The following is a 15226-nucleotide window of genomic DNA, read 5'->3' on the forward strand; positions in this document are numbered from 1 at the left end:
TCTAGTCTGCCGACCGCAGCAGGTATGTGTCCATGATCCAGCCGTGGCGCGTCCTCGCTTCGGCACGCGCAGCAACGATCTCGTCTCCGATCTCACCCACCGTGCCCGCATACAGCAACTCATCGGGCGTGCCCAGATAGGCACCCCACCAGATCCGGGTCTGCGGCGGGCACTGCTGAAACGAGCAGTCCGCGTCAAGCATCACCACGGCGCTACCGGTCAGCCCGTGCTCGCGCAACTGGCGCCCGGTGGTGATCAGCACCGGTTCGCCGACGTCGTTGAGCGGGATGCGATGCCGAGCCGTCAGGACCTGGATCGCAGTGATGCCGGGGATGACGTCATAGGTGAACTCGACGTGCTCGCCCACCATCTCCAGGATCCGCAGCGTGCTGTCGTACAGCGACGGATCCCCCCAGGCCAGAAAGGCTCCGACACCGTCGGGCCCGAGTTCGGATTCGATGGCCGCCGCCCAGATCCGGGCCCGCTCGGCATGCCAGTCCGCCACGACCTGGCGGTAGCCGGGTGCGTCGCCGGCCGCGGCGCGCGGCGGGTCGACCAATTCGACGAAGCGGTAGCCGGGCTTGCCGGGATCAGTACGAATGAAGCGATCGCAGATCAGCTTGCGCACCGCGACCAGATCGTCGGCCGCACCTCGGCGCGGCCCCTTGTCCATCGCGAAAAACACCTGCGTGTCATTGAGCGCGGAAATAGCCTGGGCCGTGACGAAGTCCGGATCACCGGCCCCGATTCCGATGACATGGATGCGACGCACTGTCGAAGGTTAACCGAACCGAAACCAGGTACCCCAAGTATCCGGTACCCGGGGTATTGACATCACGCATTGTCGGTACCTACCGTCGGGAAGAGGGGACCACAAACGAAGGGAACGTCAACGGTGACAACTTCGGCCAGACCCGGCGGAGGCTCGACCAACGCCGCGCGGCGGGATGCATTTTCCGAACGCCTGCTCAAGGGTTCGGTACGCAAGTCGTATGCGCCCGTGGTGGACATCGACTGGCACGCGCCGCTGGATCCGGACAAGTTCTTCCTACCGCCGAGGATCGTGTCGCTATACGGAACCCCGTTGTGGGACAGCATGTCCCGCGAGGAGCAGATCGAGCTGTCACGCCAGGAGCTGGCCAACACCCTCTCGGCGGGCATCTGGTTCGAGAACATCCTCAACCAGTCGCTGCTGCGCAAGATGATGCACCAGGACCCCACCTCGAACTCCACGCACTACGAACTCACCGAACTCGGCGACGAGACCCGCCACATGGTGATGTTCGGCAAGGCCATCGACAGGATCGGCGCGAAGCCGGTGCGCCCGCGGCTGTACCAGCGGATGATCATCAACTCGCTGCCGTTCTTCTTCCGCGGCTCGGTGCTGTGGGTGGCCGCGTTGGTCGGTGAGGAGATCTTCGATTCGCTGCAGCGGCAGATGATGGACGACCCCGACCTGCAGCCGATGGTGCAGCGCCTCATGCGTATTCACGTCACCGAGGAGGCCCGCCACATCCAGTTCGCCCGTGACGGCCTGCGTCAGCGCACGCCGTCGATGCGCTGGTACAAGCGGGTGTGGGTGGCCAACCTCAACGGTGTCGGCGGGTTCTTCTTCCGCTACCTGTTCACCAACAAGATCCAGTACGCGCGCGTCGGCCTGGACGCCCGCGTCGCGCGCCGGATGGCCCGGGCCAGCGCCCACCGTCACGAGGTGCAGATCTCCGGATTCGCCCCGCTGGCAGCCTTCCTCGAAGAGGTCGGACTGATGGGCCGAATCGGACGGCGCATGTGGCGGCGCTCCGGTTTCCTGCCGGCGAAGACGCCATCGCGCCTCACCGCGGCCGCGGTATCTGCCGCGAGTTCCGACGCCGGCGCCACCGACGAGGTGTACGACGGATTCGCCGTCCTCGACACCGGTGACGGCGATCGCCGGGTACACGTGCGGCTGGCCGGTCACCTGGATCCGATCGACGGCAAGTACCACTGGCGCGGAACGATTCTCGATGCGCCCAGCACCGTGGCCGCCGGGGCGGTGCGGCTGAGCATCGGCACCCGTACCGTCGACGCCCGCATCACCGAGCGCACCTCGCAGGGCACGCACTCGGTCTCCGGGATCGGTGAACCGCCCTTCGATCTGGACTCCGCCGACGGGCCCGAAGTCAGCGCCGCCGGCTGAACAGCGAGCGGCCGAGCAACCCGGTCGCGAACAGCGCCCCGCCGATCCCGGAGATCAGCAGCGGCAGTTGGCCGGGCTGACCTGGAACAGCAGTCCAGAGCAGCCCGGCCCATATCCCGGCGCCCAGCACGGCGAATCCGCTGAGGCCCTGGAAGACTCCCTGCGCACTGCCCTGCAGGTCGGAACCGACCAGCGAGGACACCCAGGCCTTGCTGACCCCATCGGTGCAGCCCGTGAACAGGCCGTAGGCCCCGATCAACAGCCAGGCGAGCAACGGATCGGTGGTCAACCCCAGCCCGACGTAGCCGATCGCGAAGAACACCAGGCCGATACCGAACACCGGCAACCGGCCGATCCGGTCAGCCAGCAACCCGGCCGGGAAACTGGAGATGGCGTAGACCGCGTTGTAGGTGACGTAGGCCAGGATCACCTCGACCACCGAGAAGCCGATCTCGTTGAGCCGCAACAACAACAGTGCATCGGGGAAATTCACCAGACCGAACGCCACCAGCACGGCCGTCACCCGCCAGTACTGCCCGGGCAGTTCCCGCACTCGGGCGAACACCGGCTGACGCTCTCTGACGGGCTGGAACTCCTCAGCGCGTTTCGCTGTGCCCTTTTCCGAGACCAGGAACACCAGCGCCACGCTGAGCACGGCGGGCACCACAGCCACCCACAGCAGTGGCGCGATCTGGTGGTCGAGCAGTTCATAGCCGGCCAAACCCAACAGTGGACCGACCACCGCGCCAAAAGTGTCCATGGCACGGTGGAATCCGAAAACCCGGCCGCGGGCGGCGGCGTCGGTGTCGGCGATCAGCAGGGCGTCACGTGGCGCGCCGCGGATGCCCTTGCCCAACCGGTCCACCACGCGACCCGCGAGCACGCCGGGCCACCCACCGGCGGCCGCGACCATGACCTTGCCCAGTGCCGCCATGCCGTAGCCGGTGGCGATCAAGGGCCGCTTGGAGAATCGGTCGCCGAGCGGGCCAGCGGCCAGCTTGGTCATCGCCGCCGCGCCCTCGGCGGCGCCCTCGACTGCGCCGACCACGGCGGGTGGGGCACCGAGCACGGCCGTCAGATAGATCGGCAGCAGCGGATAGAGAAGTTCACTCGCGGTGTCCTGTAGGAAGGACACCGCAGACAGCACCCGGACGTTGCGCGTCAGCCAGGCAGGCACTCGGTCATCATGCCTGCCCGATCGCCCCCATAGAACTAGAACACGTTCTAGTGTGTACGGCATGCGGTTCACCTACGCCGAAGCCATGACCGATCCCACCTACTACATCCCGCTCGCCCAGGCGGCCGAGGCGGCCGGTTATCACGCCATGACGATCGCCGACAGCGTCGCCTACCCCTTCGAATCCGACTCGAAGTACCCCTACACCCCGGACGGCAACCGCGAGTTCCTCGACGGTAAGGCATTCGTCGAGGCCTTCGTGATGGCCTCGGCCCTGTGTGCGGTGACCACCACGCTCAAGTTCAACTTCTTCGTGCTCAAGCTGCCGATCCGTCCGCCCGCTCTGGTGGCCAAGCAGGTCGGCTCGCTCAACGCGCTGTTCGACAACCGGCTGGGGCTCGGGGTCGGCACCAGCCCGTGGCCCGAGGATTACGAGTTGATGGGCGTTCCGTTCGCGCGGCGCGGTAAGCGCATGGACGAGTGCATCGACATCATCCGCGGCCTGACCAGCGGTGACTATTTCGAGTACCACGGCGAGTTCTACGACATCCCCAAGACCAAGATGACCCCGGCGCCGTCGAAGCCGGTGTCCATCCTCGTCGGCGGGCACGCCGAAGCCGCCTTGCGCCGCGCGGCCCGCAACGACGGCTGGATGCACGGCGGCGGCACCGACGACCTCGACGTCCTCCTCAAGCGCCTCAAGGAGATCAGGGCGGAGGAGGGCCAGACCGGGCCGTTTGAGATCCACGTGATCTCGGCCGACGCGTACACGCCCGACGGCATCAAACGACTTGAGGACAAGGGCGTCACCGATGTGATCGTGGGCTTCCGCCTGCCCTACGTCATGGGCGAGGACCCCGAGCCGCTGGATCGCAAGATCCGCCACCTGGAGAAGTTCGCCGAGAACGTCATCGCCAAGGTCTAGTCCCGCTTCGCGGGTAACTCCCTGCGCCGATTTCTACTCCTGGGTTGTGTCCGGCGACGACCGACAGCCCAGGTGTAGAAAACGGGGGCCGTCGATCCACGGTTTGAGGGAACACTCCCCGCCCCGTTAGCGTTGCACCCGCCGTTCTCGCCCAACGCTGCCCGAGAGCTCAGTCCGGCCACCCCGGAACAACTCAGAACACTCGGAAAGCCTGCGAATGACGACCTCTCTCGAACGCCCGCGTGCCGTTGTCGCACCTGACCCCACGGTGCGCTCGCTGGCGGTGTTCGCCCTGGCCCTCGGCGGCTTCGGTATCGGCACCACCGAATTCGTCGCGATGGGGCTGCTGCCCGACATCGCGACCGGCTTCGGCATCAGCGAACCCACTGCCGGCCACGTCATCTCCGCCTACGCGCTGGGCGTGGTGATCGGCGCGCCCGTCATCGCCGCACTCACCGCGCGCTGGCCGCGCAAGGCCCTGCTGCTCACGCTGATGGCGGTCTTCACCCTCGGCAACGTGGCCAGCATGCTGGCACCGACCTACCCGACCCTGGTCGTCGCCCGGTTCGTCGCCGGCCTGCCACACGGCGCGTTCTTCGGGATCGCCGCGCTGGCCGCCGCCCATCTGATGGGTCCGCAGAACCGGGCCAAGGCCGTCGCCTATGTGCTGTGCGGCCTGACCGTCGCGACCGTGCTGGGCGTTCCGCTGGCCTCCTGGCTCGGCCAGGCCCTCGGCTGGCGGAGCGCGTTCGGTCTGGTGGTCGGCGTCGGGCTGATCACGTTGGCTGCCCAGTGGCGGTGGCTGCCCAAGCATCTGAAGTCCATGCACGTCACCAGCCCGCTGACCGAACTGAGTGCGTTGCGCCGACCTCAGGTGTGGCTGGCGGTGCTGGTCGGCATGATCGGCTTCGGCGGCATGTTCGCGGTATACACCTACATCAGCACCACGATGACCGATGTGACCGGCCTACCCCGGTCCATGGTTCCGGTGGCGCTCATGGTGTTCGGCCTCGGCATGGTCGTCGGCAACCTGATCGGCGGCCGGTTCGCCGACACCTCGGTGATCCGCGCGCTGTACCTGTCCCTGGGCTCCCTGGCGGTGCTGCTGGCCGCGTTCTCGCTGGGGTCGCACAGCCCGTGGACCGCCCTGCCTCTGCTGTTCGGCGTCGGCGTGGCCGGCTCGGCCGTCGGTCCGGCGTTGCAGACCCGGCTGATGGATGTCGCCCACGACGCCCAGACCCTGGCCGCCGCGCTCAACCACTCCGCGCTCAACATCGGCAATGCCACGGGCGCCTGGGTGGGTGGCCTGGTGATCGCGGCCGGCCTCGGTTACACCGCGCCGGCCGCGGCCGGCGCACTGCTGGCCGTCGGCGGGCTGCTGGTCTTCACCGTGTCGGTGGCACTAGAACGACGGACCGCCATCCGGTGACGACGGCGGGATGATGTGGACGGCGGCTTCTTCAGCTGAGGCCGCACCACCGTCGATGCCGACATCGGTCCCGAGCAGCTCCGCCTCTTCGTCTGCACCGAAGCCCGCATTGGGGGCCACCAACCGGCCCGACCGTCGGTCTCCGACCTCGTCATCGCCGCCCTGCTCGTCGAGATAGTCGCGATCGTCGAGCTGCATCGCGGGATCAGGCTCTTCCTCGGCCAGCAGCTCATCGAGGGTCTCGTGGTCCCGCGGTTCCCGCCACCGATCCGGCGGCGAGTAACCCTCGTCGAGCAAGTCGTCGACACCCCGATCGATGAGGGTGTCCTCCTGAGTCAACTGGTCGTCGTCATCGACGCTGTACCCGTCACTACTCATTCTTCAACGATGGCACAGGTCGCGCCTACCTGAGCGCTGGCACCCCCGGTGGACGTGGTGTGGGATCGCGTCGACAGCTCCGACGCCGAGCACAAGCCGCCCCTGCGGATCACCGTCGAGGAGAGCTGAACCCCGATCCTGAGAAATTCCGCATTTTAAGCTGAGAATTCTGGAATTTTCGAACCCGATTCCTAATTAAACGTTGCAGGAAGCAACCGGAAGTAGAGGGACTCCCGGTGCAGCCTGCAACGGAGGGTTGGGAAATGAAGTCATATGCCATCGCCACATTAGCCGCCGGCACGCTGGCCGCAGGAACATTCCTCGGCGGCATCGCCGCCGCCGCCCCGACCGGACAGTCGGCCGAACAAACCGTGAAAAGCCTTCAGACCAGCGGCTATCACGTCATCGTCAACCGCACCGGCGCTGCACCACTGACCAACTGCACCGTGCTCGGCGTGCGCCAGGGACAGACCATTGCCACCAATGACTCCAGGGGCGGCAGCTCGATCAATACCACCGTCATTTCAAAGACGGCATATGTCGACGTCGCCTGCTGAGTTGGGAATAAAACAGGGCACACATTTGTTGGAGTCGCCAAACCGGATATAGCGGTTTGGTGAATATCGGATACCTGAAATCGGCCGCACACTTTGTGCGGCCGATTTTCTTTTGCCGCGGAGGTCGCGCGTCGACTCGGCTTGTCGGTGGGTCGGCGTACGGTACCGAACATGAGTTCGATATTGGCATCCGATAGGGATCTCGAGCGGACGATCGTCGGTGAGGCCCTCGATCACCTCAATGCCGCCTGCAAGGAAATAGACGCGTTGTCGGTGCACGCCCTGACACGGTCGGAACTCCACGAGGTCTTGAGCCGGCTCGACGCCGGGGAGAGACGGTTGGCGACCGCGCAACAACGGCTGCTCGGACGGATGGTGGCCACCCAGACCGCATCGCCGCCTCGGTTCGACCCGGCGGCCGTGCTGGCCCGGAGGCTGCGGATTTCGCCGGCCGAAGCACGCCAACGGATCGCGGCCGCCGGCCAAGACTCCGACTGAGGTCGACGCGACCGACCGGCGGGACGGATAGATTCGACGTCCATGACCGTCACCGTCGACGAGATCGAAGTCGCTGACCCACCGGACGCCTGGACGCGAGCGGGATTCAGTGTTGATCCCGGCGGAGACGCCGGGACGGTCTGCCGGGTCGGAGACGTTCGCATTCGACTGGTCGGCAGCGACCGCGGCACCGGCATCATCGGGTGGTCGTTGCGCGGCCTGCCATCTGATGGCCCGCTTGACGTCGACGGCATCCCGACAGCGCGGTCGACCACCGCCACCTCACCGCCGGCCAAACATCCGAACGGCGCCACCGCAATCGACCACCTCGTGATGTTGTCCCCCGACTTGGGGCGCACGATCTCATCGCTTACCGACATCGGCGTGGCCCCGCGCCGGGAACGTGACACCGAACTCGGCGGGCGACGAGTCCGTCAGGTCTTCTTCCGGTTCGGGGAGGTGATCCTCGAGGTCGTCGGTTCACCGGAGACGACGAGTGACGGTCCCTCGAGGCTGTGGGGAATCACGTACATCGTCGACGACATCGACGCGAGCGCCGCGTTCTTCGGCGACCACACCGCTCCGGTCAAGGACGCCGTGCAGCCGGGCCGCCGGATCACCACGGTCCGGCACAAGGACTTCGGTGTGTCGGTCCCGACGGCGGTGATCTCGGCTACTCGTGACGACTGACGTGTGTCGGGGCGCCGACCGCCCCGAGCGGTTGCCTATCCTCAGCGCATGACCGACGCCGGAGACCTGAGCAACGACGTTGTCGTCATCCATACCGACGGCGGGTGCCGACCGAACCCCGGCCCCGGCGGCTGGGGCGCGGTGCTGCGCCACCGTGAGCGCGTACGCGAGATGCACGGCGGGGATCCCGGAACCACGAGCAACAACCGGATGGAGCTGACGGCGCCCATCATGGCGCTCGAGGCGCTGACGAGGTCCATGGTGGTGCACCTCCACACCGACAGCACCTATGTCCGCAACGGCATCACCAAGTGGGTGCTCGGCTGGGAACGCAACGGCTGGCTGACCGCCGCCAAGCAGCCGGTGAAGAACGTCGACCTCTGGCAGCGGCTGCAGGCGGCCTGCGCGCGGCACCAGGTCGAGTGGTTCTGGGTGAAGGGACACGCAGGAGTGCCCGATAACGAGCTGGCCGACGAGCTGGCGACCCGGGGGCTGCAGGAAGCGGTCGACGGTTCCCGCGTCTAGTTCCCTGACTCCCCCACAACTGGCGGAGATGCACGTACGCCGTCATCCACGAGATTCAGAAAGACTCCTGGAACGGTGATCACTGCCGCGCTCCTCGTCCATCCGCGGAAATAGAGGCGCTCCCCGCAGTGGGCGGTAGTCAGCGGCTGCAAAAGCTGCTGCGGCTGCCGACATCAACGCCAAGATGAGGGCCGGCTGGTGGCCGGCCTGAGCGGGGAAATCGCCAAACAGCAGCCAGGCCAGCGTCAGTGTGGTGATCACCCCCAGACCATCAGTCGCGCCGACAATCGAAACATCCGGCCGGTTCAGGCCGATCCGCCCGCCCGTGATCGCCGTGGTCAACGCACACGCGGCCAAGACCACGCAGAGCGGAAAAGTGAGCTTCCATAACCCCCACGCGGCGCGATCGGCGTCCTGAACCTGATCCCACGGCAGAAACAATGCGACCACCATCAAGGCGCCGGCTGCGCCGCAGACCAGCCGTCGAAGCAAGTTAGTCATTTCGTCCTCCTGACCGTCATACCAGTGATGGTTGAGGTCAGAGGTCGTGCTGTCGATTACCTAGAGGTAATGGAGCAGCGAACCCGATGCAGCTACAGTCGGTGCGAATGGCGACCACCAGCTCCGCTCCTCAGGTCGGGCCGCTGCTGCGGGAGTGGCGGCAACGGCGTCGACTGACCCAGCTCGAGCTTGCACTCGACGCAGGCGTGTCGGCGCGCCATCTGAGCTTCGTCGAGACCGGCCGTTCCAAGCCCGGGCGAGACATGCTGCTGCGCCTTGGAGAACGACTCGAAATCCCGTTCCGCGAACGCAACCGGCTACTGCTCGCCTCTGGGCATGCTCCCGCATTCCCCGAGCATCCTTTCGGCGCACCCGAACTCGCTCCGATCCGCGAAGCGCTGGAGCGGATTCTGAAAAGTCACGAGCCGTATCCGGCGGTCGTCTTCGACCGCAATTGGAACCTGGTCGCCGCAAACGCCGCCATACAGCCGCTGATCGCGACCATCGACCCTGCCCTGCTGAACCCACCTGTCAACGTCCACCGCGTCGGCCTGGAATTGATGTCGCAGATCATCAACGCCCACGAGGTCATGTCCTACTTTCGTGATCGGATTCAGCGCCAGCTCGCCGCCACCGCCGACCACCAGCTCGCGCAGCTCCTGGAGGAGTTCGAGAACTACCTGCCCGACGAAGACCAGGGTGCGGCAAGCGAATCCGACTTCACGCAGAATCTCGGTCCGGTCAGGGTCCGGGCACCCGACGGTGGCGAGTGGTCGTTCTTCGGCATGTTCGGCACCTTCGACATGCCGTTCGAAGTCACGATCTCCGAATTGGCCATCGAGTTGCTCTTTCCCGCCGATCGCGCGACTGCCGATGCGTTTGAATCGCTAGCTCGATAACGCAAAGAGAGTCTGCGTTGCGTCTGTTCCTATGATTCCCAGACCACGTCATCCGGCGACTTGTCCGGCCGCAGACCGCGCCAACTCGGCTGGCGCAGCCGGTGATCCGAGGTGCGCTCGCTGTAGCGGACCTCCCCCACCAACTCGGGCCGCACGTACGTGACCCCTTTGGCGTCGAGCTTCGGCAACGGCTTGTCGAAGGGTGACTCGTCGGCGTGCAGCGGGGTCAGCATGCCTTTGAGCTTGGTCAGTTCCTTCTCGGTGAACCCGGTGCCGACGCGCCCGGCGAACTGCAGGCCGTCGGGGCCGGGCACGCCGAGCAGCAGCGCGCCGATGCCGCTGCTGCGCCCGCCCTCCCCCTGGCGCCAGCCGCCGATCACCGCTTCCTGCGTGTTCCAGATCTTGTCCTTGATCCAGGAGGCCGACCGCCGGCCCGGCTGATATGTCGAGTCCCGTTTCTTGGCCACCACGCCCTCGAACCGGTGCTCGCGGGCATGGTCCATGGCCTCCGGTCCGTCGCCGGGCAGCGGCTCGGGAACGATCAGACCGCCGCCGGCGGCCAACGCGTCCAACACCTTTCGGCGATCAGAGTATTTGGCGCGTAGCAAGGAGCGGCCGTCGAGCCACAGGATGTCGAAGGCCCAGAACTCGACCCGGGTGGAGCGGGCCCGGTTCTGCATTTCACCAAAACTGGGCACCCCGGATTCGTCGAGCGCCACCACCTCGCCGTCGAGCACCAGGTGGTGGTCGGCGAGATCGGCGGCCAGCGCCTGTAATTGCGGGTACTCGGCGGTGACATCACGTCCGCGGCGTGAACGCAGTTGCAGGCGGCCATGTTCGGCCTCGACCAGCAGCCGGTAGCCGTCCCATTTGCCCTCGAACGCCCATTGCGTGGCCTTGAGTTTCGCGACGGACCCCTCGGTGGCGAGCATCGGCGCGAAATCCCGGGGTTCTGGTGTGGCAGACTTCTGGTCCTTCATCCGGTGTGCCAGCCAGTTCTTGCCCTCGGTCTGGATCAGGGCATAACGGCCATCGATGCGGTTGCCGCTCAGGGTGAAGATCACCTCGCCGTTGCGTGCCTCCGGATCGTCGGTCACCCGGAACTTCTCGGCCTCATAGGTGCCCGAGTCCCAGATCTCCATATGCCCGGCGCCGTACTCCCCCTTGGGAATCGAGCCGTGGAAGGTGAGGTATTCGATCGGGTGGTCTTCGGTGTGCACCGCAAGGTGATTCACCGCGGTGGTCTCAGGTAGGTTCTTCGGAACGGCCCAGCTGACCAGCACGCCATCGCGTTCCAGTCGCAGGTCGTAGTGCAACCGTCGGGCGTGATGCTCCTGGATCACGAACCGGTCATTGTTGCCGGTCGCCGGAATGTCCTGCGGCACCGGCTCGGGAGTCTTGGCTGCATCGCGCATGCTGCGGTAGGCGGTGAGCTTGTCGGGGCGCGGGGCATCCTCGTCCAGCCCCGCCAGCAGGTCGCCTTCCTCGGAAACCCGTTGCAGCACTTCATCGAATCGCAGATGCCGCAGATCCGGGTCGTCGATCTCGTCCCATGTCCGGGGTGCCGCGACGGTCGGAAACTCCCGCCCGCGCAGCGAGTACGGCGCAATCGTGGTCTTGGACCCGCTGTTCTGGCTCCAGTCCAGAAAGATCTTCTGAGCACGGACACTGCGGGTCATGGTGGCGGTGACCAATGTGGGCATCGACTGTTCGAGTTGCTGGGCCACCCGCTTGGCCAGCACCGAGGCACCACGGGAGCTGATCGGCTCGGCCAGAGGCACATACAGGTGCAGGCCCTTGCTACCGCTGGTCAGCGGATACGTCGTCAGCCCGATGTCGCCCATCAGGTCGCGCACCGCCTGGGCCACCTCACACAACTGCGACATGGTGACGCCCTCGCCCGGATCGAGATCGAACACGATGCGGGTGGCCGGGCCCGGATTCCCGTCGGCGCCGAAACGCCATTGCGGCACATGCACTTCGAGTGCGGCCTGTTGCGCGATCCAGGCCAGACCCTCGCGGCTGTTGATGATCGGGTACGTGGTGGTGCCCGACTTGTGCGCGATGGTGCCGCGCTCGAGCCAGCCCGGAGCCGACGACGCGAGCTGCTTTTCGAAGAACGATGCCTCCGAGACGCCGTTCGGCCAACGCTTTCGGGTCACCGGCCGCCCGGCAATGTGCGGAAGCATCACCTCGGCGATGCTCAGGTAATAGTCGAAGACCTCAGCCTTCGTGGTACCGGTGGCGGGATAGAGCACCTTGTCTGGATTCGTCAGCCGAACCCGCTCATAGCGCTCCATGACGCCTGCCATGAGGCAAACGTATACCCACATCTGAGACACAGACCGTGTCAACGTGTGAGCATGGGCGGATGGCACTGAATCGCGTGCGCAGTTTGCTCCCCCGATTGGCCGTGGTCGTATTGATGCCCGTGGCGGTCGTTTTCACCGGCCCGACGCCTGCGGCGACGGCCGACCCCTGCTCGGACGTCGAGGTGGTGTTCGCCCGCGGCACCGGTGAGCCGCCCGGGATCGGCCGGGTGGGGCAGGCGATGGTCGACCGGCTGGGAGCTCTGATCGCACCACGCAGCCTCGACGTGTACGCGGTCAACTATCCGGCCGGGCTCAACTTCCTGACCACCGCAGACGCCGCGAACGACGCGGCCGGGCATATCGCCTGGCTGGCCGACCAGTGTCCCGACACCCGGGTGGTGCTCGGCGGATTCTCGCAAGGAGCCGCGGCAGTGTCGATGCTGGCGGGCGTGCCGCCGATCGGTGACCGGATCGGCACCATCGGCTCGGCTCCCGCGCTGCCGCCACCCAGCGCCGACCGGGTGGCGGCTGTCGCGGTATTCGGCAATCCCGGCAACCGATTCGGCACCCCGCTGTCGAGCACCGGGCAATTCGCCGGACGCGCCATCGACCTGTGCAGCCCCGGCGATCCGATCTGTGTCGAGGGCGGCCGCGTCCGCGCGGCGCACAGCGCATACGAACTCCCGCCGTATCCCGACCAGGCGGCCGGCTTCATCGCCGGACGGGTCTAGCCGATGCCACCTACCATGGAGCCATGAGCCGGGCCCTGGTCATCGGCGAGGCGCTGATCGACGTCGTCGAAAGCGACGGCAGGATCAGTGGCGAGTACGTCGGCGGCAGCCCACTCAACGTGGCCGTCGGCCTCGGCCGGCTGGGCCGCGGCGTCGACTTCCTCACCCACATCGCCGAGGACGACCGCGGCAAGCGCATTGCCAAGTACGTGGAACACTCTGGGGTGCAACTGGTTTCAGGCAGCACGACTGCCACCCGAACACCGACCGCAATGGCCACCCTGGACGCCGCAGGATCGGCCCACTATCGATTCGACATCGACTGGCAGTTGACCGGCACGCCCGAGGTGGCCACGCCGCTGCTGGTCCACACCGGCTCGATCGCCACCGTGCTGGAGCCGGGGTGTCGTGCGACCGCCGCGCTGCTGGATGCCTACCGGATGTCGGCGACCATCACGTTCGATCCGAATGTCCGGCCGGACGTGATCCAGGACGACGACATCGCCCGCGGGCGCATCGACCGACTCGTCGAGCGCGCCGACATCGTCAAAGCCTCCGAGGACGACCTGCGCTGGATGGACCCCCGGCACTCCCCCGAACAGATCGCCCGGGCCTGGCTGGAGGTCGGCCCGTCGATCGTCGCGGTGACGTCCGGTGACCGGGGAGCCTTCGCGGTATGCCGGGCCGGCACGGTGTCGGTTACGGCGCGGCCGGTGCAGGTGGCGGACACCGTCGGTGCCGGCGACGCATTCATGGCGGGCCTACTCGATGCGGTGTGGACGTTGGGGTTGCTCGGCGCGGACCGCCGCCGCGATCTCGGGCGGATCAGCATCGAGGCCCTCGAACGTGCCCTGAAATCCGCGGCGCTGTCGGCGGCGTTGACAGTGGCCCGCCCCGGCGCCGACCTGCCGGATCTCGCCGCACGAGATGCCGCCGCACAGGCCTGAGCACCACTCAGGGTTGACTGATCGCATCCGCGACGAGCTCGGCCACCGTGTCAGCCTGGGTCTCGGGCAGGCGCGCATATCCGCACACCAGTCCCCGGGCGCCGGCGACGCCCGCGAAGAACGTGGACAGAGGCGACACGGTGACACCCCGATCACGCAGCGTCGCAGCGATCGCGATGTCGTCTCTCCCGTCAGCCAGCCGCACCACCATGTGCAGACCCGCCTCGACCCCCTCCAGTTGGAGGCCCGCGCACCGTCGTCCAAGCGCACCGACGAGCGCCGACCGCCGAGCCGAGTACGTGCGTGCCGCCCTGGCGAGGTGGCGAGTCAACGCACCCGACTCGATGAAACGCGCCAGCGCGAGAGTGGTCACCCCACAGACTGATTCACCGCTGTTCTCCAATGCGTCGGCAACCGCGTCCCGCAGCCCCGGCGGTGGCAGCAGCCAGGCCACCCGCAGCGCGGGCGTGAGGATCTTCGACGCCGTCCCGATGTAGGCCACGCAATCGCGGCCGCCCTCGATGCCACGCAACGCTGGCAGCGCAGACACGTCGTACCGGAACTCGCCGTCGTAGTCGTCCTCGATCAGCAGGCTGCCGGTCCGAGCTGCCCACTGCACGAGACGCGCACGACGCGCCACCGGTAGCCGCGCCCCGAGCGGATACTGATGTGCCGGAGTGCAATACACGGCTGCATCAGAAGCGCGCAGCGATCCCGGATCGAGGCCGTCGCCGTCGACCGCTACCGCACGCGTTCGGGCGCCGGACATTTCGAAGGCCCGCCGCGCCTCGTCGTAGCCGGGTTCCTCCAACGCGATATCGCGGCCGACCAGTCCGGCCGCGGCGGTGACGGTGCGCAACGCCGAGGCCACGCCGGGCACGATGATCAGTTCGCCCGGGTCGGCGACGATGCCACGGGTGCGACGCAGATGACCGGCCAGGGCCAGGCGGAGCTCAGCATGCCCATCGGGCCCTGCCGCGGTGGCGGGCACGGGTGCGGCCGCGGCGGCTCGCCAGGCACGCCGCCAGTCGGTGGTCGGGATCAGTCCAGGATCAGGGTGCCCGGGGGTGAGATCCCACGCGGGCGGCTGTTGACGGGGAGCGATCGGTGCCACTGTGGTGACGCCGCCCAAGGTGACGTGGGACGCTGCGCCCGCGTGGGCCGCGGTGTCTGCACCGGCGGCGATCCGTGTGCCCGATCCGGGCCGAGAGGTGATGTAGCCGGCCGCGGCAAGCTCGTCGTACGCGTCGACCACGGATGAGCGGGCCACCGCGAGTTCGGCAGCCAGGCTGCGGGTCGACGGCAGCGCGTCGCCGGGACCGAGCCGGCCGAGGCGGATCTGCTCGATGATGGCCGTTGCGATGCGCTGCCGCAGCGGCGCCTCGTCGGCGGGGAGCTGCAATGCCAAGTGCAGCTCGGGTGCATGGCGCGCCATGCCGCCACAATAGTGGTCTGGACTTCCCTGCCAGTTCTGGACCTTC

The 15226-nt window shown here is 67.0% G+C and carries 16 protein-coding genes; 10 read left to right on the forward strand and 6 right to left on the reverse strand.

Translation table 11 applies throughout. The annotated features are described in order from the left end of the window. Position 1 precedes the first annotated feature (1 nt). Entirely contained in the window at positions 2-772 is a 771-nt protein-coding gene (cobF, locus tag ACZYZ7_RS29770; protein WP_450072676.1) for a precorrin-6A synthase (deacetylating), read from the reverse strand. A gap of 123 nt (positions 773-895) precedes the next feature. Here cobF and ACZYZ7_RS29775 point away from each other — a divergent pair, with 123 nt between their 5' ends. Beyond that, positions 896-2176 carry a diiron oxygenase gene (locus ACZYZ7_RS29775; RefSeq protein WP_450072675.1) on the forward strand — a complete coding sequence of 427 codons (1281 nt, stop codon included), beginning with the start codon at positions 896-898 and terminating at the stop codon, positions 2174-2176. Here the strand turns inward: ACZYZ7_RS29775 and ACZYZ7_RS29780 are convergent. After that, positions 2160-3353 (reverse strand): MFS transporter, encoded by a 1194-nt coding sequence (locus ACZYZ7_RS29780; protein WP_450072674.1) that lies wholly within the window; start codon positions 3351-3353, stop codon positions 2160-2162. The genes ACZYZ7_RS29775 and ACZYZ7_RS29780 overlap by 17 nt on opposite strands. A gap of 61 nt (positions 3354-3414) precedes the next feature. Between ACZYZ7_RS29780 and ACZYZ7_RS29785 the strand changes: the two genes are divergently transcribed. Both ACZYZ7_RS29785 and ACZYZ7_RS29790 read left to right on the forward strand, forming a co-directional pair. Continuing rightward, positions 3415-4278 carry an LLM class flavin-dependent oxidoreductase gene (locus ACZYZ7_RS29785; RefSeq protein WP_135458049.1) on the forward strand — a complete coding sequence of 288 codons (864 nt, stop codon included), beginning with the start codon at positions 3415-3417 and terminating at the stop codon, positions 4276-4278. 217 nt (positions 4279-4495) lie between these two features. Further along, positions 4496-5707, forward strand: coding sequence for an MFS transporter (locus ACZYZ7_RS29790; RefSeq protein WP_450072673.1), 1212 nt, complete (start codon positions 4496-4498; stop codon positions 5705-5707). Here the strand turns inward: ACZYZ7_RS29790 and ACZYZ7_RS29795 are convergent. Next, on the reverse strand, positions 5681-6085 hold the full coding sequence (locus ACZYZ7_RS29795; RefSeq protein WP_450072672.1) for a DUF5709 domain-containing protein: 405 nt from the start codon (positions 6083-6085) through the stop codon (positions 5681-5683). The genes ACZYZ7_RS29790 and ACZYZ7_RS29795 overlap by 27 nt on opposite strands. Positions 6086-6348: 263 nt before the next feature. Here ACZYZ7_RS29795 and ACZYZ7_RS29800 point away from each other — a divergent pair, with 263 nt between their 5' ends. From ACZYZ7_RS29800 to rnhA, 4 genes are all read left to right on the forward strand, one after another. Further along, positions 6349-6642, forward strand: coding sequence for a hypothetical protein (locus ACZYZ7_RS29800; RefSeq protein ID WP_450072671.1), 294 nt, complete (start codon positions 6349-6351; stop codon positions 6640-6642). Positions 6643-6813: 171 nt separating this feature from the next. Continuing rightward, positions 6814-7140: a hypothetical protein gene (locus tag ACZYZ7_RS29805; RefSeq protein WP_135458057.1), complete on the forward strand. Its 327-nt coding sequence runs from the start codon at positions 6814-6816 to the stop codon at positions 7138-7140. Between the two features lie 42 nt (positions 7141-7182). Further along, complete coding sequence (locus ACZYZ7_RS29810; protein ID WP_450072670.1) at positions 7183-7830, forward strand: glyoxalase; 648 nt, start codon at positions 7183-7185, stop codon at positions 7828-7830. 66 nt (positions 7831-7896) lie between these two features. Continuing rightward, positions 7897-8355, forward strand: a complete 459-nt coding sequence (gene rnhA / locus ACZYZ7_RS29815) for a ribonuclease HI (RefSeq protein ID WP_450072708.1) — start codon at positions 7897-7899, stop codon at positions 8353-8355. A gap of 42 nt (positions 8356-8397) precedes the next feature. Here rnhA and ACZYZ7_RS29820 read toward each other — a convergent pair whose 3' ends face one another. Beyond that, complete coding sequence (locus tag ACZYZ7_RS29820) at positions 8398-8808, reverse strand: hypothetical protein (protein WP_450072669.1); 411 nt, start codon at positions 8806-8808, stop codon at positions 8398-8400. A gap of 155 nt (positions 8809-8963) precedes the next feature. Here ACZYZ7_RS29820 and ACZYZ7_RS29825 point away from each other — a divergent pair, with 155 nt between their 5' ends. Then, on the forward strand, positions 8964-9755 hold the full coding sequence (locus ACZYZ7_RS29825) for a helix-turn-helix domain-containing protein (RefSeq protein ID WP_450072668.1): 792 nt from the start codon (positions 8964-8966) through the stop codon (positions 9753-9755). A gap of 29 nt (positions 9756-9784) precedes the next feature. Here ACZYZ7_RS29825 and ACZYZ7_RS29830 read toward each other — a convergent pair whose 3' ends face one another. Beyond that, on the reverse strand, positions 9785-12055 hold the full coding sequence (locus tag ACZYZ7_RS29830; RefSeq protein ID WP_463742432.1) for an ATP-dependent DNA ligase: 2271 nt from the start codon (positions 12053-12055) through the stop codon (positions 9785-9787). Positions 12056-12180: 125 nt separating this feature from the next. On the opposite strand from ACZYZ7_RS29830, the gene ACZYZ7_RS29835 reads away from it, so the two are divergent. Both ACZYZ7_RS29835 and ACZYZ7_RS29840 read left to right on the forward strand, forming a co-directional pair. Next, on the forward strand, positions 12181-12798 hold the full coding sequence (locus ACZYZ7_RS29835) for a cutinase family protein (RefSeq protein WP_463742433.1): 618 nt from the start codon (positions 12181-12183) through the stop codon (positions 12796-12798). Between the two features lie 23 nt (positions 12799-12821). Beyond that, entirely contained in the window at positions 12822-13745 is a 924-nt protein-coding gene (locus tag ACZYZ7_RS29840; RefSeq protein ID WP_450072667.1) for a carbohydrate kinase family protein, read from the forward strand. Positions 13746-13752: 7 nt separating this feature from the next. Here the strand turns inward: ACZYZ7_RS29840 and pdxR are convergent, their stop codons facing one another. Continuing rightward, complete coding sequence (pdxR, locus tag ACZYZ7_RS29845; protein WP_450072666.1) at positions 13753-15180, reverse strand: MocR-like pyridoxine biosynthesis transcription factor PdxR; 1428 nt, start codon at positions 15178-15180, stop codon at positions 13753-13755. Between the last annotated feature and the right edge of the window lie 46 nt (positions 15181-15226).

It is taken from the genome of Mycobacterium sp. IDUB_17, from assembly GCF_055419465.1.

Coding starts and splice junctions, on each gene's coding strand:
- ACZYZ7_RS29785 (WP_135458049.1), top strand. CDS start 3,415: ATGCGGTTCACCTACGCCGAAGCCATGACCGATCCCACCTACTACATC.
- ACZYZ7_RS29790 (WP_450072673.1), top strand. CDS start 4,496: ATGACGACCTCTCTCGAACGCCCGCGTGCCGTTGTCGCACCTGACCCC.
- ACZYZ7_RS29795 (WP_450072672.1), bottom strand. CDS start 6,085: ATGAGTAGTGACGGGTACAGCGTCGATGACGACGACCAGTTGACTCAG.
- ACZYZ7_RS29800 (WP_450072671.1), top strand. CDS start 6,349: ATGAAGTCATATGCCATCGCCACATTAGCCGCCGGCACGCTGGCCGCA.
- ACZYZ7_RS29805 (WP_135458057.1), top strand. CDS start 6,814: ATGAGTTCGATATTGGCATCCGATAGGGATCTCGAGCGGACGATCGTC.
- ACZYZ7_RS29810 (WP_450072670.1), top strand. CDS start 7,183: ATGACCGTCACCGTCGACGAGATCGAAGTCGCTGACCCACCGGACGCC.
- ACZYZ7_RS29820 (WP_450072669.1), bottom strand. CDS start 8,808: ATGGTGGTCGCATTGTTTCTGCCGTGGGATCAGGTTCAGGACGCCGAT.
- ACZYZ7_RS29825 (WP_450072668.1), top strand. CDS start 8,964: ATGGCGACCACCAGCTCCGCTCCTCAGGTCGGGCCGCTGCTGCGGGAG.
- ACZYZ7_RS29830 (WP_463742432.1), bottom strand. CDS start 12,055: ATGGAGCGCTATGAGCGGGTTCGGCTGACGAATCCAGACAAGGTGCTC.
- ACZYZ7_RS29835 (WP_463742433.1), top strand. CDS start 12,181: ATGCCCGTGGCGGTCGTTTTCACCGGCCCGACGCCTGCGGCGACGGCC.
- ACZYZ7_RS29840 (WP_450072667.1), top strand. CDS start 12,822: ATGAGCCGGGCCCTGGTCATCGGCGAGGCGCTGATCGACGTCGTCGAA.
- pdxR (WP_450072666.1), bottom strand. CDS start 15,180: ATGGCGCGCCATGCACCCGAGCTGCACTTGGCATTGCAGCTCCCCGCC.